Source organism: Tepidiforma sp. (assembly GCF_026419595.1).
Taxonomy (GTDB): Bacteria; Chloroflexota; Dehalococcoidia; order Tepidiformales; family Tepidiformaceae; genus Tepidiforma.
Genome location: NZ_JANZZD010000019.1, coordinates 32,942 through 50,123, shown reverse-complemented (window position 1 = coordinate 50,123; position 17,182 = coordinate 32,942). Strand labels below are relative to the sequence as shown.

The 17,182-nt window shown below is 71.7% G+C and carries 20 protein-coding genes; 11 read left to right on the top strand and 9 right to left on the bottom strand.

Annotation, left to right across the window (positions count from 1 at the left end; genetic code table 11):
- Nucleotides 1–151: 151 nt before the first annotated feature.
- From N2041_RS10590 to N2041_RS10580, 3 genes are read right to left on the bottom strand one after another with little or no spacing between them, the layout of a single operon-like run.
- Entirely contained in the window at nucleotides 152–1,411 is a 1,260-nt protein-coding gene (locus N2041_RS10590) for a DUF4010 domain-containing protein (protein ID WP_297678555.1), read from the bottom strand.
- A gap of 22 nt (nucleotides 1,412–1,433) precedes the next feature.
- Nucleotides 1,434–2,369, bottom strand: a complete 936-nt coding sequence (locus N2041_RS10585) for a magnesium transporter CorA family protein (protein ID WP_297678554.1) — start codon at nucleotides 2,367–2,369, stop codon at nucleotides 1,434–1,436.
- Between the two features lie 33 nt (nucleotides 2,370–2,402).
- Nucleotides 2,403–2,615, bottom strand: coding sequence for a hypothetical protein (locus tag N2041_RS10580; protein ID WP_297678552.1), 213 nt, complete (start codon nucleotides 2,613–2,615; stop codon nucleotides 2,403–2,405).
- 178 nt (nucleotides 2,616–2,793) lie between these two features.
- On the opposite strand from N2041_RS10580, the gene N2041_RS10575 reads away from it, so the two are divergent.
- The 9 genes from N2041_RS10575 (at nucleotide 2,794) to N2041_RS10535 (ending at nucleotide 8,124) form a co-directional block, all read left to right on the top strand.
- Nucleotides 2,794–3,363, top strand: coding sequence for a sigma-70 family RNA polymerase sigma factor (locus N2041_RS10575; RefSeq protein ID WP_297678550.1), 570 nt, complete (start codon nucleotides 2,794–2,796; stop codon nucleotides 3,361–3,363).
- Nucleotides 3,360–4,328: a DUF5667 domain-containing protein gene (locus tag N2041_RS10570; RefSeq protein WP_297678548.1), complete on the top strand. Its 969-nt coding sequence runs from the start codon at nucleotides 3,360–3,362 to the stop codon at nucleotides 4,326–4,328. The genes N2041_RS10575 and N2041_RS10570 overlap by 4 nt, the downstream gene beginning before the upstream one ends.
- A gap of 83 nt (nucleotides 4,329–4,411) precedes the next feature.
- Nucleotides 4,412–4,966, top strand: a complete 555-nt coding sequence (locus N2041_RS10565; protein WP_297678546.1) for a hypothetical protein — start codon at nucleotides 4,412–4,414, stop codon at nucleotides 4,964–4,966.
- A gap of 157 nt (nucleotides 4,967–5,123) precedes the next feature.
- Nucleotides 5,124–5,756, top strand: a complete 633-nt coding sequence (locus N2041_RS10560; RefSeq protein ID WP_297678544.1) for an enoyl-CoA hydratase-related protein — start codon at nucleotides 5,124–5,126, stop codon at nucleotides 5,754–5,756.
- Nucleotides 5,757–5,759: 3 nt separating this feature from the next.
- On the top strand, nucleotides 5,760–6,011 hold the full coding sequence (locus N2041_RS10555; protein ID WP_270055379.1) for a hypothetical protein: 252 nt from the start codon (nucleotides 5,760–5,762) through the stop codon (nucleotides 6,009–6,011).
- Between the two features lie 5 nt (nucleotides 6,012–6,016).
- Nucleotides 6,017–6,259 carry a hypothetical protein gene (locus N2041_RS10550; RefSeq protein ID WP_297678541.1) on the top strand — a complete coding sequence of 81 codons (243 nt, stop codon included), beginning with the start codon at nucleotides 6,017–6,019 and terminating at the stop codon, nucleotides 6,257–6,259.
- Nucleotides 6,260–6,276: 17 nt separating this feature from the next.
- On the top strand, nucleotides 6,277–6,957 hold the full coding sequence (locus N2041_RS10545) for an enoyl-CoA hydratase/isomerase family protein (protein WP_297678539.1): 681 nt from the start codon (nucleotides 6,277–6,279) through the stop codon (nucleotides 6,955–6,957).
- A gap of 5 nt (nucleotides 6,958–6,962) precedes the next feature.
- Nucleotides 6,963–7,532, top strand: a complete 570-nt coding sequence (locus tag N2041_RS10540) for a hypothetical protein (protein ID WP_297678537.1) — start codon at nucleotides 6,963–6,965, stop codon at nucleotides 7,530–7,532.
- A 76-nt stretch (nucleotides 7,533–7,608) separates the two neighbouring features.
- Complete coding sequence (locus N2041_RS10535) at nucleotides 7,609–8,124, top strand: nitroreductase family protein (RefSeq protein WP_297678535.1); 516 nt, start codon at nucleotides 7,609–7,611, stop codon at nucleotides 8,122–8,124.
- Here N2041_RS10535 and N2041_RS10530 read toward each other — a convergent pair.
- Complete coding sequence (locus tag N2041_RS10530) at nucleotides 8,121–8,948, bottom strand: MBL fold metallo-hydrolase (RefSeq protein WP_297678533.1); 828 nt, start codon at nucleotides 8,946–8,948, stop codon at nucleotides 8,121–8,123. The two genes, N2041_RS10535 and N2041_RS10530, sit on opposite strands and share 4 nt — an antisense overlap.
- 84 nt (nucleotides 8,949–9,032) lie before the next feature.
- Between N2041_RS10530 and N2041_RS10525 the strand changes: the two genes are divergently transcribed.
- On the top strand, nucleotides 9,033–9,506 hold the full coding sequence (locus N2041_RS10525; protein ID WP_297678531.1) for a DUF2269 family protein: 474 nt from the start codon (nucleotides 9,033–9,035) through the stop codon (nucleotides 9,504–9,506).
- A 14-nt stretch (nucleotides 9,507–9,520) separates the two neighbouring features.
- Here the strand turns inward: N2041_RS10525 and N2041_RS10520 are convergent, their stop codons facing one another.
- The 5 genes from N2041_RS10520 to N2041_RS10500 are packed head-to-tail and all read right to left on the bottom strand — an operon-like array spanning nucleotide 9,521 to nucleotide 15,190.
- Nucleotides 9,521–10,489, bottom strand: coding sequence for a glycosyltransferase (locus N2041_RS10520; RefSeq protein ID WP_297678529.1), 969 nt, complete (start codon nucleotides 10,487–10,489; stop codon nucleotides 9,521–9,523).
- Complete coding sequence (locus N2041_RS10515) at nucleotides 10,471–11,349, bottom strand: Gfo/Idh/MocA family oxidoreductase (RefSeq protein WP_297678528.1); 879 nt, start codon at nucleotides 11,347–11,349, stop codon at nucleotides 10,471–10,473. Before N2041_RS10515 ends, N2041_RS10520 begins: the two co-directional genes overlap by 19 nt.
- On the bottom strand, nucleotides 11,342–12,841 hold the full coding sequence (locus N2041_RS10510; protein ID WP_297678526.1) for an alkaline phosphatase family protein: 1,500 nt from the start codon (nucleotides 12,839–12,841) through the stop codon (nucleotides 11,342–11,344). Before N2041_RS10510 ends, N2041_RS10515 begins: the two co-directional genes overlap by 8 nt.
- Nucleotides 12,842–12,887: 46 nt before the next feature.
- Nucleotides 12,888–14,096 (bottom strand): hypothetical protein, encoded by a 1,209-nt coding sequence (locus N2041_RS10505; protein ID WP_297678524.1) that lies wholly within the window; start codon nucleotides 14,094–14,096, stop codon nucleotides 12,888–12,890.
- A 41-nt stretch (nucleotides 14,097–14,137) separates the two neighbouring features.
- Nucleotides 14,138–15,190, bottom strand: coding sequence for a ferritin-like domain-containing protein (locus tag N2041_RS10500; protein WP_297678522.1), 1,053 nt, complete (start codon nucleotides 15,188–15,190; stop codon nucleotides 14,138–14,140).
- Between the two features lie 366 nt (nucleotides 15,191–15,556).
- Between N2041_RS10500 and N2041_RS10495 the strand changes: the two genes are divergently transcribed.
- On the top strand, nucleotides 15,557–17,107 hold the full coding sequence (locus N2041_RS10495; protein ID WP_297678520.1) for a 2-isopropylmalate synthase: 1,551 nt from the start codon (nucleotides 15,557–15,559) through the stop codon (nucleotides 17,105–17,107).
- Nucleotides 17,108–17,182: the final 75 nt, after the last annotated feature.

Below are 17,182 nucleotides of genomic sequence, written 5' to 3'. Positions count from 1 at the left end.
CCCCCCGCTCCCCGCCTCTCGCTTCCCGCCTCCCGTCCCCCGCTTCCCGCCTCCCGCCTCCCGACTCCCATCTCCCAACTCCCATCTCCCAACTCCCGCCTCCCGCCTCCCGCCTCCCATCTCCCAACTCCCGCCTCCCCACTCCCAACTCCTACCCCCCCAGCCCCCACCCGGCCCACGCGAGCGCCGCCGTGGCGATGACGCCCGGCCAGACCTCCGCCGCGAACCCCTTCCCGCCCGTGGCCGCCGCGAGCACCATCTTCGTCACCGAATTCGTCGAAAACGCCGCGAGGATTGGCACTACCGCCTCCGCCGGCTCGAGCCGCCCCGCCGCCGCCAGCCCCGCCACCGCAATCGCCGCCGAGTGCGTGTCCGCGAAGCCGGCTACCGCCGCCGAAATGAGCACGCCCCGGCTCCCCAGCCAGTCGTTCAGCGCCGCCGAGACGAACAGGATGACCGTCACCGTCGCCGCGAACACGATCGCCGTCTTCGGTTCGAACGCCCGGCCGCCCGGCTCGTGGTGCTCCGCCGCCTCATCGCGCAGCGCCCGCAGTCCGAAGACGGCGCCGTAGCCGACCGCCGCTACTCCCGCCAGCGCCATCGCCGGCCACAGCTCGCCCAGCGTCCGCCGGTCCGTCGCGCCCACCACCACGACCATCTGCACGACCGTCGCCACCGTCGAAAAGACCGCCGCCGCGACCGCCGGGGTGCGCAGCCCCGGCGTCTCGCGCGCCTTCGCCCCCATCGCCGCAATGGTCGCCGAGCTGGAGACGAACCCCGCCGCCAGCCCCGAGAGCGGCAGCCCGACCCGCGCCCCGAGCAGCCGCACCGCGATGTAGCCCGCGCCCCCGATCGCCATCACGATCACCACCAGCCGCCAGATGGCGAACGGGTTGAACACCCCGTACGGCCCGATCCGCTCATCCGGCACCAGCGGCAGCACCACCAGCGCCGCGCCCGCGAAGAGCAGCCCGTCGTGCACCTCCTGCTCCGTCAGCGCCCGCGAAACCAGCTGGTGGAGCCGCTCCCGCGCCGCGAGCAGGATGGTCACCACCACGGCCAGCCCGGCCGCCAGCTGCGGCTCCCGCTGCGCCAGCGCCCCGAGCAGGAACGCCACCACGACCGCCACTTCCGTCGTCAGCCCCGGGTCGGTCCGGTCGCCCAGCACGTACGCCGCCAGCACCGCCAGCGCCACGAACCCGAGCGCCGCGGCCAGCACGATGCCGCCGCCGACCGTCATGGCGATGCCGCCCGCCAGCGCCACGAGGGCGAAGGTCCGGATGCCCGCCGCGCCGCGCGTCGGCCCCTCCCCCTTGTGCCGCTCCCGCTCCGCCCCGAGGAGCAGGCCGATGCCCAGCGCTACCGCCAGCCGCAGCCCTTCGCGGTCGAACGCGAAGCCGTCGATGTTCACGCGCGGCCTCCCATCGCGGCCATCAGAACCAGCCGCGCCGGTGGAAGAAGAGCGCCATCGAGCCCGCCATCGCGGCCATCGCCGCCATCATCACCGCGAAGCCGTAGTTGCTGTGCAGCCCCGGGATCGAATCGAAGTTCGTGCCGAAAATCCCCGTGATCACCGTCGCCGGCAGCGCCAGCGCGCCCACCACCGCGAGGACCTTCATCACCTCGTTCATCTTGTTGTTCAGCGTGCTCAGGTAGGTGCTCAGCGCCACCTCCGCGTCCTCCCGCAGCTCCTCCAGCGCGAGGTCCACGCGCAGCAGGTGGTCGTACACGTCGCGGAAGTAGATCACGTTCGCCTGCTGCACCAGCGCGAACTCCCCCCGGCCGAACCGCAGCACCACCGCCAGGAGCGGCGCCATCGTCCGCCGCACCGTGCCCGCCGCGCGCCGCGCCTCCAGCACCCGCTGGCTGATGCCCCCGTTCCGGTCCCCGGCGAGGATGAGGTCCGCCAGCGCGTCCAGCTCCTCGCTCATCGCCGAGACCCGCGGCAGGTAGCTGTCCACCACCCGGTCGAGGATTTCGTACAGCAGGCCGTCGGTCCCCGGCCGGAGCGCCAGCCCCTGCCCGATCGCCCGCACGACCGCCTCGATCTCCGGCGCCGTCGCCGGGTCGTCCCGGTAGGTCACCAGGAACTCCCGGCCGAGGAAGACGTCCAGCTCCTCCAGCACCGGCTCCACCGTCCCCGGCTTCATCGCCAGCGCCACGACGAACAGGTAGCTCCCGAAATCGTCGATCTTCGGCGTATGCAGGTAGGGCGAGAGGCAGTCCTCGATCGCCAGCGGGTGCAGCCCGTACCGCTCCGCCAGCGCCAGCAGCGCCTCCCGGTCCGCGCCCGTCAGGTCGTACCAGCGCGGGCCGCCCTCCAGCTCGCCCTCGCGCCACGCGCCATCGACGCACGTCCACGTTCGCACGCGCGCATGGTACGAAACCGAACGCGTCCGGCGTTACTCCTCGTGCTGGCCCCGGTCCTGCTCCTGCCGCCGGCGGCGCTCCTCCTCGGCCTTCGCCTCCCGCTCCCGGAACCAGTCGTCGAGCGAATCGTCCCGCCACTTGGGGCGCGAATCCTCGTCCTGGCCCCGCGAAAGCCACACCGCGAGCGCCCCCGCGACCATGAACAGCGGCATCGCCAGCGCCGTGATCAGCCGCGGATTCACCATGCCAACAGTGTCGCGCAGCGGCCCGCCCCCGTCACGCCCCGGCGTCACCCCGCCCGGACCTCGCGCCATTAACCTTCCCGGGCCGCCGGCGTTATCTCTAGTGCACAGGCGAATGGCCTGAGTATGCTCGAAAGGAGGACGCTCGGTAGCCCGTACCCGGCGCGGCCCAGGGGGCTGGATGGCAGAGACGGCGATCGACGAACTGGCACCCGATTTCGACGAACAGGCACTCGTCGAAGCGGCCCAGCAGGGAGACCGGGAAGCCCTGTCGCTCATCTACGACCACTACTTCCCCCGCGTCTACCGCTACGTCGCCAGCCGCCTCCCCACCACCGAAGACGCCGAGGACGTGACCACGGAGATCTTCCTCCGGGTCATCGAAAACCTCCGCACCTTCACCTTCCGGGGCCTCCCCTTCGGCGCATGGGTCTTCCGCATCGCCCGGAACGAAGTCGTCACCTTCGTCCGCCGCCGCAAGGTCCGCTCCCAGGTAGCGCCGCTCACGGAATCGATTCCCGACCCGGCCCCCGACCACACCGAGGAAGTGCACACCGCCCTCACCCTCGAAGTCGTCCGGGCCGCCGCCGCGAAGCTCCCCGAAGCCCAGCGGCAGGTCATCGAACTCCGCTTCGGCGCCGGCCTCTCCGTCGCCGAAACCGCCCGGGTCCTCGGCAAAACCGAAAACAACGTGAAAGTCCTCCAGCACAAAGCCATCGCCAAACTCCAGACCATGGTGCCCCCGCAATGATCCGCCGCCTGTTCGAACGCAAGGCTGGCTCCCGGGCCGAAATCCTCGCCGAAGCCCAGGCCCTCATCGATGACGGCCTCGAGCCGGATTTCGTCCTCTCCCTCTTCCCCGACGATGCCGACTGGCTCGCCGGCATGCTCCGCGTGACCGCCGCCGTCACCGATGCCTACGCCGCCGAACCGGCGAGCTACTACTTCGAAGCCTCCCTCAAGGCGAAATTCCTCGCCCGCGCGGCCGAGCCCACCACGCCCGCCGAGCCGCTCTTCCTTCCCGTGCCCGGCTACTCCCCCGTCCGCACCGCGGTCGCCAGCATGGCCGTCCTCTCCGGCGCCGCTGCCGTCGGCGTCCTCGCCCTCGGCTTCGTCACCGCCGGCGATGCCGTCCCCGGCGACTGGAACTACGCCTTCAAGCTCGCCAACGAACGGCTCGAATACACCCTCTCCCGCGGCGACGGCCGCATCGATGTCCAGCTCCGGCAGGCCGAGGCCCGCGTCTACGAACTCCAGCAGCTCGCCGCCCGCAACGACAACCTCGTCGCCTCCCTCGAAAGCCTCCAGCGCGAACTCCGCGCCATCGCCGACCTCGCCGAGAAACAGGGCGGCCTCACCGATGTCCAGAAGGCGCGCGTCAAGAGCCTCGCCGAGCAGAGCAGCACCGTCATCTCGCAGGCCCGCAGCCGGCCCGATGTCGACCCCGAGAAGGTCGCCGCCGCCGCCGCCGCCATCGATGACGCCGTGAGCGCCGCCCTCGGTCCCGTCACGCCGCTGGCGACGCCCGAGCCGACCGCCACGGCGGCCCCCTCGCCCACGGCGACTCCCGAACCCTCGCCGTCCGCCACCGCGACGGCTGAGCCGTCGCCGACGGCCCCGCCCGCCGAGACGGCCACCCCGGCCCCGGCTGCCACCACGCAGCCCGTCGAGGCGGACACCGCCACCCCGGCCCCGTCCCCCTCCCCGCGCCCCTGAACCCGCGCTTGACCTCGCGATTGCCCCTCCGGGCTCCTCTCCCTACCCTCCATCACACCCCCAGGACGCCACGGAGAGACCCCATGGTTCGACTGCGCCTCGCCGCAGCCCTGCTCCTCCTCGCCCCGGCCGCCCTCGCTGCCTGCGGCGGCAAGGATGACGCGAACTCCGCCGACGCCTCCCCGACCCCCACCGTCAGCGAAGCCGACGCCCGCCGCACCGAAGTCGCCCAGGGCCTCGAACAGCCCGTGCCCCCGGACCGGCCGCTCCCCACCCCGACCCCGCTCCCCGACGACGTCCCCGTCCTCCAGGTCGTCGCCGGTTCGAACCAGTTCACCCCTACCCGCGAGGAGTTCCGCGCCCTCCCAACGACGTCGATCTCCGCCGGCGGCAAGCAGTACACCGGCGTCACCCTCGCCGACCTCGCGAAGCGCGTCTCCGCCCCCGACGGCGCCGTCGTCACCATCCAGGGCACCCGGATGGACAACCTCCGCTTCGGGGTCATCCGCTACCCAGCGGCCGACATCGCCGCCGGCACCGTCGTCTACCTCGACGACTCCGGCTACCCCGCCCTCGCCTCCGCCAGCATCCCCCAGGAGCAGTGGCTCCACACCCTCACCGGCATCGCCTTCCAGTAGGCCCCGGGGCCCGGCCCGGCCCCCGCCCGGAGGTTGGAGGTTGGAGGTTGGAGGTTGGAGGTTGAAGGTTGAAGGTTGACGCCTCCTCCCGTCTCCCTCCTCCCGCTTCCCGTCTCCCGGTTCCCGTCTCCCGCTTCCCGGTATACTCCAGCTGCCCATGAGCGCCTTCGCCGACCTCCTCCCGCCCCCGCCCGGGGCCGATGCCGCCTGGCTCGATGACGCCCTCGAGGCCCTCAGCGACGGGGCCCGCGGCATCCTCATCGCTGCCGACCGGTTCGCAGACGCGCCGCGGCCCCCCGACGGCGCCCTCCGCCGCCTCGTCCTCGGCCGCCTTCCCGTCATCGCCTGGTTCGAAGGCGAGCTCGCCGGCGCCGCGCTCGACCTCGCCCTCGCGGCCGACATCCGCGCCGCCGGCGAAGCGGCGGCCCTCCGCGGTCCCGCCGGGTGGCCGGCTCGCGCCGCTCTCCTCGCCCCCGCCCTCGCGCCCCGCCTCGCGGCCGGCGAACGCCTCGGCGCGGCCGCGCTGTTCGCTGCCGGCCTCGTCACCGCGCTCGCCGCGCCCGGCGGCGCTGAAGCCGAAGCCCGCCGCCTCGCCGGCGTCCTCCGCTCGCGCGGCCCCATCGCCCTCGAACTCGCCAAAGAAGCCGTCTGGCGCGGCCTCCCCCAGCCCATCGAGCAGGCCTTGCGGTTCGAGACCGATTTGACCATGCTCCTCCAAACCACCAAAGATCGGGCCGAAGGTGTCCGCGCCTTCCTCGAAAAACGCACCCCCAGCTTCACAGGTGAATGACCGATGATCGTGTTGCTCGACGAGCCCGAAGCCTGGTCCCTCATGATGCTCATCAGCGCCGTCGCGGTCGATAACGCCGACCTCTCCGACGAGGGCAAGGAAGCCATCCGCCGCTGGCGCTCCGAGCGCGGCGAAGGCTCCCCCCTCCTGGCCGATCTCACCGAGGCCCTCAACAAAGCCCTCAACGCCCACCTCGACGCCCAGTTCACCCGCCGCGTCAAGAGCAAGGGCTGGTACGAAACGGTGCGGAGGTAATCCCCGTGGATATCAAGTTCAACGAAGACGAAGTCAGCGAACTCCTCACCGTCATCGTCAACCGCATCGCCGACGAAGCCGGCCTCTCCGATAAGGACCGCGCCATGCTCAAGAACTGGCGTTCGAAGCAGATGCGCCCCGGCCGCGACGACATGCTCGAGCTCGTCCAGAAGGTCAACGAAGACTTCGCCCAGCAGATGGCCCGCCGCCAGCGCAGCCAGATCCGCAAGCCCGACTGGCTCGAGTAGCCCCCGGGGCGCCCGCCGTGGCCGAACCCGTCCGCTTCGCCGTCGATGAGCGCGGCGTCGCCGTCATCACCCTCGACCGCCCCGAACGCCGCAACGCCATCAACCTCCAGATGCGCGACCTCCTCTGGGAGTACCTCGGCGCCGCCGCCGCCATCCCCGAGGTCCGCGTCATCCTCTTCCGCGGCGAAGGCCCCTGCTTCAGCGCCGGCGCCGATATCTCCGAGTTCGGCACCGCCCCTTCCATCATGGCCGCCCGCCGCGCCCGCCACGACCGCGACATCTGGTGGCAGCTCCTCACCCACCCCTGCGTCACCATCGCCCGCATGCACGGCTACTGCTACGGCGCCGGCCTCGAACTCCCCCTCTTCTGCGACCTCCGCCTCGCCAGCGCCGACGCCCGCCTCGCCCTCCCGGAGGTCACCCTCGCCTACATCCCCAGCGCCGGCGGCACCCAGATGCTCCCCCGCATCGCCCCGCCCGCCGTCGCCGCCCACCTGATCCTCACCGGCGAACCGGTCGCCGCAGCCGACGCCCTCCGCTGGGGCATCGTCGATGCCGTCTTCCCGCCCGCGGACCTCGACGCCGCCGTCGAGGCCGCCATCGAGCGGGCCCTCGCCGACCCGGCCGCCGCCCGCGCCCGCCGCCTCCGCCTCCTCGGCGCCGCCGACACCCACGAACCGCCCGCGCCGCTACCCTGATCACGATGGAGCACGACGACCTCCCCTCGCCGCGGCCGCCCGTCTTCCTCGGCTGCTTCACCGCCGTCGCGATCCTCGTCCTCGTCTTCGGCATGGGCTCCTGCCTCGTCGTCTACTGGGAATCCGGCGCCGATACCGGCGACATCCGCCTCGAGCTGGCCGAGGCCTACGCCCCCGGCACCGTCCAGTACGTCGGCCAGCGCAACTTCTACGTCGCCCGCCTGCTCGATGGCAGCTTCCTCGCCCTCGCCGACCTCGACGCCGCCAACCGCGCCAACCCCGCGCGCCGCTGCCGCGTCTATCCTATCCCCTCCGCCGACCCGGCCCTCCCCTCCCTCATCGACCGCTACAAAGAGCGCATGAGCAGCGCCGCCCGCGGCTCCACCCTCCTCCTCCGCGAAGATTGCAACGGCGCCCTGTACGACTTCACCGGCGTCCGCCTCGACGCCGACGGTCCGAACCTCGACCGCTACCCGACCGCCATCGACCCCACCGGCCGCCTCGTCGTCGATGTCAGCGAGCGCCAGTGCTCCAGCCGCGAAGGCCCCCGCACCGCCGTCCCGCGCGAGTGCTGACGCGCCCGGCACTGCGCCCCTTCCGCCAATCCGGTAGGATTCCCCCACGCCTCAGCCCTCCGCCCGGGAGGCCGCCATGGACGCCTACCGCGCCATCATCAGCAAGCGCGACACCCGCCACTACCTCCCCGACCCCGTGCCGCCGGACGTCCTCACCCGCGTGCTCCAGGCCGGGCGGATGGCCGGCAGCTCCAAGAACTCCCAGCCGGTCCGCATGATCGTCGTCCGGGCGCCCGAGCGGCGCGCCGCCCTCGCCGGCTGCGGCGATTACGCCGAGCACCTCAAAGCCGCGCCCCTCGCCATCGCCGTCGTCCTCCTCCCCGGCGGCGGCCCCTTCGATGCCGGCCGCGCCGCCCAGAACCTCATGGTCGCCGCCTGGGCCGAGGGCATCGCCAGCTGCCCCGTCTCCATGCACCGCCAGGAGTGCGCCCGCGCCGTCCTCGGCGTCCCGGCCGACTGCACCGTCGCTACCGTCCTCGCCATGGGCTACCCCGACCTCAAGCACCCGCTCAGCCAGGGCCGCCAGCGCCTGCCGCTCGATGAGCTCGTCTCCTGGGAGCAGTGGGGCGCCCACCGCCCCGAAACCGCCTAAACGGCCAGGCTCAGCCCGTCGCTCGCGATCACCACCGGCCCGCCGAAGTACCCCTGCGCCGTGTCGAGCAGCTCCTCCGCCCGCTCGCCCGGGTTCAGGTGCGTCAGCACGAGCAGCTTCGCGCCCGCCTCCTTCGCCACCCGCGCCACGTACGCTACCTCCGCGTGCGTCTGTTCGAACGCCCGCCGGATCGCCGCCGCCCGCCGCTCGTCGAACGCCGCCGTCCACCGCGCGATGCCCGCCAGCGAATAGCATTCGTGGATGAGCGCCGCCGCGCCCTCCGCCAGCGGCACCATCACCTCCGCCGCCTCCGTCGTGTCGCCGCTGTACACCACGGCCTTCCCCTCGGCCTCGAACCGCCGCGCTTCGCACACGAGGTTCGGCGCGTGCGGCACCTGCTCCGTCCGCACCGTGAACGGCCCTGCCTCCCGCACGTCGCCCGGCAGGACTTCGACGACCGGCACCTCGAGCGGCTCGCCCCAGCCCCGGCCAGGCATTCCCGTCACCAGCGCCGCCGTCCCGACCGCCTGCCTTGCGTACGCCGCCGTCCCGGGCGGCCCCTGGATCTCCAGCGGCAGGTGCCCGTACGGGAACGTCATCGCCTGCACGAAGCTCGCCAGCCCGAGCACGTGGTCCGGGTGGAGGTGGCTCAGGAAGATGCGCGAGATGCTCGCCGGCGAAATCCCCGCCATCACCAGCCGGTCGTACGCCCGCGGCCCGCAATCCAGCAGCACCGATTCGCCCCCGCCCGTCAGCAGGATCGACGACCCTGCCCGGTGCGGCGTATCCGTGCCCGCCCCGCTGCCGAGGAACTGGATGCGCACGTCCCAAGCCTACCGCCCCGCGATCGTGACAACCATCCCCCCGGCAGAGTACCGTTCGCCCCGGAATCCCTCGAGGAGGAACGCGTGTCCACTCAGGAGTGGTATCTCTTCGGTCACCTGCTCGGCGTCTTCTTCCTGCTCGCCGCCACCGGCCTCACCACCGGCGCAGCCATCGCCGCCGGGCGCGCGACTGCCGCCAACACCGTCGTCACCCTGCTCGACCTCCAGCTTCGCTCCGAGCGCATCGTCACCTCCATCGGCGCCATCCTCGCCATCGTCTTCGGCTCCCTGCTCGTGAACGAAGCCGGCTACTCCTTCGGCGACGCCTGGATCTCGACCGCCTACACCCTGATCATCCTCGCCCTCGCCCTCGACCACGGCTTCTACCTCCGCAAAGTCAAGGCTGCGCGCGAAGTCGCCGTCACGCTCGGCAACGGCCCGGTCACCGCCGAGTTGCGCGATAAGCTGAACGACGGCGGCGCCCGCCTCGCCGGCATCGTCCTCACGCTGCTCTGGCTCGTCTTCCTCTGGCTGATGATCGCGAAGCCCGGCGCCTGAGCCGGCCCGCCCCGCTAATCCCGCGGCAGCCGCCGCCCCAGCACGCCCGACGGCGACGGCTCCGGGTCGCCCGGCTCGAAGGCCAGGTGCCCCGCCAGCAGCGCCGCCTTGTCGATGGCGAGCATCGCCGCAGAGGCCGCCGGCCACGGCAGCCGTTCGCCGCCCCGCTCCAGCGCTCCCGCGGCGGCCAGCGCCCCCCGCGCCAGCGCCCGGCTGAGGGCCCGCCGCCCCGGCAGCCGGCGAACCCGCCCGCCGTGTCGGTCCCACCGCCGCAGCTGCGCCCCGTGCCACGGCAGCCCCGGGCGCTCCGTCATCAGCCGCTGTGCGCCCCAGCCGTGGCAGAACTGCTTCGCTGCGAACACCCGCAGGTCGTCGTCGTGCGCGTGCTCCACCCGCATCGCCGGCGCGTAGCCGACCCGGAAGCCTGCCGCCTCGGCCCGCAGCCCGAACTCGGTATCCCCGACCCGCCGGTACGCTTCGTTGAACCGCAGCCGTTCGAACACCCCGCGCCGCACCGCCAGGTTCCGCGTGTCCGTGTCCGTCGGCGAACCGGCCGCCAGCCGCCGAAACCGCGCTTCGTACCGCGCCTGGATCAGCTGCGCGGTCCGCCCGCCCGGCAGCGCCCCTGAAAACCCCTGCACGAGGTCGAACCCCCGCTCCAGCATCGCCAGCCCCGCCGCGAACCACCCCGGCCCCACCACACAGTCCGCGTCGGCGAAGAACACCGCAGCGCCCCGCGCCGCCTCGACCCCCCGGTTCCGCGCCGCGTAGACGCCCGGCTCCGGCACCCGGAGCAGCGTCACCCCGCCGCCGCGGGCGATGCCCTCGAGCCACGCCGAGAATTCCGGCGCCGACCCGTTGTCGACGACGATGACCTCCGCCTCGATGCCCGGCGGCCGGTCCGCCTCCAGCGAAGCGAGGCAGTCCGCGATGCGCGGGTCGTCCTTCACCGGCACGATGACGCTCACCGTCCGTGCGCCCATGCCGCGCCCACCTCCCGTTCGACCGACTCGATGATGGCCGCGTGCCGCCGCACCGCCGCCGCATCCGCCAGCAGCGCCGGCCGTTCGCCGCCCGCCATGAAGCGCGCCCAGGCCCGCAGCACCTCCCGCACCCCCGCGATGTCGGCAGGCGTCCGGAGCCGCTCCAGCCAGGGCAGCCGCCCCGGCCGCCGGACGATGGCCCGGCCGTCCCGCGCCAGCCGTTCGCGGTAGCCGCTCCCGTCGGCCACCCGCCACCGGAACTCGCCGCCGTTCTTCAGGTCGAAAACGCCGCTAACTGCGCGCGCGTTCCGCCGAATCCCCCGGACGCCCGCGATGGAGCTGCCCGTCACCCATTCCGCGAGGTCGATGGCGTGCGGCAGCAGGTCCCACGTCAGCGGCTCCTGCGTCGTCGCGCCCCAGGCCGCCCCGTTCGTCTCCAGCTCGAATGCCCAGGCCCGCCCGCCCTGCCGCCGCGCGCGCAGGTAGGCCGGCCACGCCCGCCGCGTGTACGCCCCCGCGAACCGGTGCAGGGCATCGGCGGGCCAGGCCTCCGTCTCCGCCGGGCGCAGCGCCGCCGGCTTCTCGCAGAGCACGTGCAGCCCGGCCGCCAGCGCCTGCCCCGCCTGTTCCGCGTGGAAGGCCGGCGGGCTCAGCACCAGCACACCGTCGAGCGGCTCCGCCCCGATCATCGCCTCCAGTGATGGCCACCGCCGGATGCCCGTCCCCGCTCCGTCGCCGGGCCGCGGGTCCGCGATGGCGGCCGCCTCCAACTCCGGGACCATCCGCAGCGCTGGCAGGTAGAGCCGCTCGAACGCCCGCCCCGCGCCCGCGACGCCGATCCGGAGGCGCGCCCTACCCATCGCCCCTCCGCCCGGCGAACGGCCTGCCTTCGAACCCCGCCGGCGCCGGCACGCCGAGCACCGCGTACGCCGTCGGCGCGAAGTCCCGCGCGTCGATCTCCGCCCGGCCGTCCAGCCCCACGCCGGCGCCGGGCCGCACGAAGCAGAAGCCCCGCCCCGTGTGCACGCCGTTCCGCCGCTCCTGCATCGGGTTCACGAGCCGCCGCCCCGCCGCATCGAACGCCTCCTCCACCCGCACCAGATCCCGGTTCCCCGCCAGCAGCGCATCCGGCAGCCGGTCGACGCGCGGCCCGCTCAGGTGCTCAGCCGTCCGCCAGAGCCCGCGGTACACGGGCGTGCCGGCGCGGGTGCGAACGCCCGCCGCCGTCGTCCCCACACGCTCGAGCAGCGCCGCGCCCGCCTCGGGGGTGACGACGCCATGGCGCTCGCGCCCTTCCAGATTGAGCCGGAGCGCGAGGTCGATGTCATGCGTCACCCGGAAGACTGGGTCACTGCCCGCCGCGCTCCCCCGCCCGTCGAGCTGCGCCTGCCGCGCGGCCCGCACCCGGGCCGGCAGCCGGTTCCAGAGAAAACGGTGGACCGGGTCCGGTATCGCATCCCGGACCCTCCGGAGCACATCAGCGCGCGGCACGGCCGCAGCCGGTTCCCTCCCGAGCGCCAGCGCGAGGACCTGCACCCCGAGTTCGCTGAAATCCACCTGGTGCTGCATCCCGTGCAGTGCGAACAGCACCACGGTCGTCTCGCTCCCCGCAGCCCGCAGGATGCCCGGCCACGCGTCATCGAGCGGCTTCAGCACCCTCCTGATGAGGTCCAGGTTCGTGACGCCTGGCACGACCTCGCACTCCTCCGCCAGGTAATGCCCCGCCTTGTGCGTTTCGCCGAACAGCACCACCACGAACCGCCGCCTCGCGTCACCCGCCAGCCGCTCGAGCAGCCGCGCCCGCATCGCCACCCCACGCCCCAGGTCGCGCGCCAGCCTCACGCGGTCATCCCCGGACAGGGTGTCCAGCGTGTCCAGCCCCAGCGGATGCCGCCCGAACTCCTTCCGGATGTCGCCGAGAAACCCGGCAGGCCAGCTCTCCCGCTCGACCTCGTCCTCCGTCCCCCAGCCGATGACCTGCTCAACAGCCGGCTCCCGCACCAGCGGGACGTACGGCACATCGACCACGGTCGTCCGCACCCCGGCGGCTGCCAGCCCTCGCCAGAACGGTTCGAACGCCAGCGCCGGGTGCGAGGCCCGGACGTACCGCCCCTCTTCCGCGAGCCACTGGAGCCACGCGTATCGCCCGTGCTTGCCCGGGTTCAGCCCCGAGGCGAACGTGGGCCAGACGCTCCCGTACAGTAGCTCCCACGGTCCGGCCACCGAGAAGCTCCCGCTCTCCCGCAGGAACGCCGCCAAATTCGGCAGGTCGCCCCGCGCGGCCAACCGCTCCAGCCACGACACCTCCATCGCGTCCAGCGCGACGAGCACGAGCCGGTTCGAGCCTGTCATCACCCGGTGTCAGCCCCCGGCCGCCCAGGGGGTGGCCATCGAAAGCCTACACCGCGAGCGGGTCCTCCGCGACCTCCATCAGGTGCCGGCTCACGTCCGGCAGCCGGTCGATTCCCACCTCGCCGAGCAGCCCGATGTAGTCCATCAGCTGCTTCTCGCGCAGCTTCCGCAGCCGTTCGATGCCCGCCTGGATGCGCTCCACGTCGCCCGCGAAGAGCAGGGCCAGCGCCTCCCGCTCCGGGTGGCTGTACCGCAGCTCGATGCTCAGCGCCGCCTCCGCGCGGCCCAGCCAGAACCTCGCGTTCTCCCGCCCCCGCGGGTGATGCTGGATGTACCAGAGCAGATGCCGCTTCCCGTATTCGAGGTGCCGGCGCGAATCCCGCGCCATGTTCCCGAACAGCGTCCGCTCTACCTCCGTCTTCGCGAAGTCCGCGTACGACTCGAACAGCGTCAGCTCGTACGACTTGTAGACCACGTCGAGCGCCGTAATCATCTCGGTGAACTTCAGCGCCCCGTACCACGCCCGGTAGAGCGCGCCCAGCGGCGCCTGCCCCAGCCCGCCGCCGTTCGCCAGCGCCCGCTTCCGCAGCGCCTCCACCTTGTGGCCCGCATCGTAAATCTGCGTGCCGAGGAACAGCTTCACGTCGTGGAAGCCGTAGCTGATCGGCTCCAGCCACTTCGCGATGATCTTCTGCTCAACCAGCCCGTGGCCGCTGTACAGCGTCGCCAGCTGGCAGACCGCCCGCTCGATCTCCGCCGGCAGCTCGCTCAGCCCGTTCGTCCAGTCGAGGTCCGTCGCCGGGATCCACCGGTCGCGGATGGCGTCCTCGTACAGCTCGTCGACGCCCTCCGCCCACACCTCCGCCTTGTCGTAGATGTAGTAGCTGCCCGGTGCGTAGTTATCCGGCGAAGGATGCGAGCCGCGCGGCGTGTCGTTCTCGTACGGCCAGCGGTCCGGCACCTGCCCGTACGTCCCGATGTTGATGTCCTTCAGCAGGAGCCCGCGCTCGCTCGGCTGCGCCCGCACGCCCCGCTCCGAACGCGTCCGGATGAAGTTGAACGTCAGGTTCGGGATGCGCTCCGGGTCCTTCTCGGCGAGGTCGAGGAACCCCCGCATCCGCTCCTCCGGGATGCGCATCATCGTGATGTTCGCCACCGTCGCATCCCTCAGCGGCGAGGCCTCGATGCGGGCGATCGTCTCCTCGCTCCAGCCCAGGTCGCGGGCGCGGATCTTCGTCGCGGTGCTCAGCTGCATCGTCCCTTCCTTCGTGCGTGCTGGGGTGTGGCCGGGTCGGCTCAGTTCACCGGGTCGAGGAATTCCCGCAGGCCCGGCGCCATCCGCTCCCGCCGGTCGCCCAGCCCGATCACTTCGAGCCGGTGCATGTACTCGTTCACCTGCCGCTTCCGCATCAGCATCAGCTTCGCGTAGCCCTCGTCGATGTGTTCGATGCCGCCGCCCGCGAGGATCGCCAGCGCCTCGCCCGTCGTCGGGTTCGTCGTCAGGCTCGCCTGCTGGCTCTGCGCCAGCGCCCCCTCCTGGATGTCCAGGTAGTGGTGCATCTCCTCCTTCCGCCACGGCTCCGTATCCATCACGTACTTCATATGCGTGACCCCGAACGCCAGGTGGCGGCTCTCATCCTGCGCCGCGAGCCGGAAGATCTTCTTCTCCGCCTCGTTCTGCGAAATCAGCTCGCCCATGCGGAAGAGCGTCTGGACGAATCCCTCGCCCACCAGGTGGAGCAGCGCCGTCATCTCCGTGAAGTCGTCCACCGAGAGCAGGTTGATCGCCCCGAACCCCGCATCCACCATCCCGCCGCCGTTCACCAGCGCCCGCTTCCGGAACACGTCCAGGTGCCGGCTCTCGTCCATGATCTGCGTGCCGAGGAAGAGCTGCGATTCGAAATGGTCCGGGTGCACCTGCTCCATGAACCGCCCCGGCAGGTCGCCCGCGATGAACTCCACCTGCGTCAGGAACGTGCACAGCGTGCACATCGCCCACTCCAAGTCGTCCGGCAGCGGCTGGATCGTCTCCCACGGGATGTCCACCGCGCTCGACCACTGCCGCTGGTTCGCCTCCTCGTAGAGCAGCATCGCGCTCTCCGACCAGACGTCCGCCTTCGAGCGGTACTGCCGCGCGTGCCGCGGCGATCGCGGGTCCGCCCAGGCGCCGCGCGGCTTGAACACCGGCGCGCCCGATTCGTCGATCGACGCGTTCCCGTACGTCAGCGCGTTGATCTGCTCCAGCGTCAGGCCCTTCCGCCCGGCCTGGATGCGCATCCCCTGCTCCGTATCCAGGTTCAGCCAGTCGAAATTCAGCCCGGGGACGTCCACGAATGCGGGCGACGTCATAGGGGCACCTCCGGCGTGTGCGTGATTGGCGCAGTATATCGCACCGATAGAACGTTCGCCGCAAGCGAAACGCCCGCCGCTGGCGTCCCCTCGCCCGATTTGCTAGCCTTTGCCTCGATGCGCCATCCCGACGCACTGCCACGCGAGGTCGTGAACGCCCCGGACTCACCGGGGCGCGTCCTTTAGCGCCGCGACGGCGGAACGCGGCCCCCTCGAACCTGCCCAGCAGCCCCCCTCCTCCCGCAGCCTGCCCGCTGGTCCGTTGCGCCGGCCCCGCCGAATCTCTCCATAAGAATCTCGTTAGAACATGCTGCCAGCGCCCGCGCGCCGGCCCGTTCCCATCACCCCGCACGAGGAGACGCCCCGATGCCCGAAAAGATCTACATCTTCGATACCACCCTCCGCGACGGCGAGCAGTCCGCCGGCGTCGCCTTCACCCCCGGCGAAAAGCTCGAAATCGCCCGCCAGCTCGAGAAGCTCGGCGTCGACATCATCGAAGCCGGCTTCCCCTGCTCCACCCCCGGCGACCTCGAAGCCGTCCAGGCCATCGCCCGCGAGGTCCGCGGCCCCGTCATCTGCGCCCTCGCCCGCGCCGTTCCGGCCGATATCGATACCGCCTGGGAAGCCGTCAAAGGCGCCGCCGAGCCGCGCATCCACGTCTTCATCAACTCCAGCGACATCCAGATGGCCCACCAGCTCCGGAAGGACCGCGAGCAGGTGCTCACCCAGGCCGAGGAGATGGTGAAGCACGCCGCGAAGTACACCAGCAACGTCGAATTCAGCCCGATGGACGCCACCCGGGCCGACCCGCGCTTCGTCTTCGAAATCGTCCGCCGCTGCATCGATGCCGGCGCCACCACCATCAACATCCCCGATTCCGTCGGCTACGCGATTCCCGAAGAGCTCGGCGCCTTCTTCCGCGCCCTCTTCGAAAACGTCCCCAACATCCACAAGGCCCGCGTCTCCTTCCACGGCCAGAACGACCTCGGCCTTTGCACCGCCAACACCCTCACCGCCATCCAGAACGGCGCCCGCCAGGTCGAAGTCACCATCAACGGCATCGGCGAGCGCGCCGGCAACACCTCCCTCGAGGAAGTCGTCATGGCCATCAAGACCCGCAAAGACTTCCTCCCCTTCTACACCGATATCAACACCCGCGAGATCTACCGCACGTCCAAGATGGTGGAGACCTACTCCGGCATGCCCGTCCAGTGGAACAAGGCGATCGTCGGCAAGAACGCCTTCCGCCACGGGTCCGGCATCCACCAGGACGGCATCCTCAAGCTCCGCGAAACCTGGGAGATCATGGACCCCGCCGAAATCGGCATCCCCCAGGGCACCCAGCTCGTCCTCGGCAAGCTCTCCGGCCGCCACGCCTTCAAAGAGCACATGCTCGAACTCGGCTACGAACTCACCGACGAAGAGCTCAACCGCGTCTTCGCCGCCTTCAAAGAGCTCGCCGATAAGAAAATCGAAGTCGACGACCGCGACCTCGAAGCCCTCGTCAACGAAAACCTCCGCTCGATGGAAACCGCCGGCTGGCGGCTCGACCTCGTCCAGGTCTCCGCAGGCGACCACGCCGCCCCGACGGCCACCCTCCGCCTCGTCGACCCCGAGGGCAACATCCGTGTCGATGCCGCCGTCGGCACCGGCCCCGTCGATGCCGTCTACCGCGCCATGAACCGGATCACCGGCCTCGCGCCGAAGCTCACCGAGTTCTCCGTCAAGAGCGTCACCGAAGGCATCGACGCCCAGGGCGATGTCACCATCCGCATCGAAGACGAGAAGGGCCGCACCTACACCGGCCGCGCCGCCGATACGGACATCATCGTCGCGAGCGCCAAGGCCTACATGAACGCCCTCAACCGGATGCTCCTCACCGGCGCCCGGCCCGCCGAGGCCCGCGCCAATCCGTAGCCTCACCCGGCCGCGGCCCGCTGCCGCTGCCGGGGTGAATCCCGCCGCTGCCCGCGCCCGGGGCGTAGAATCACC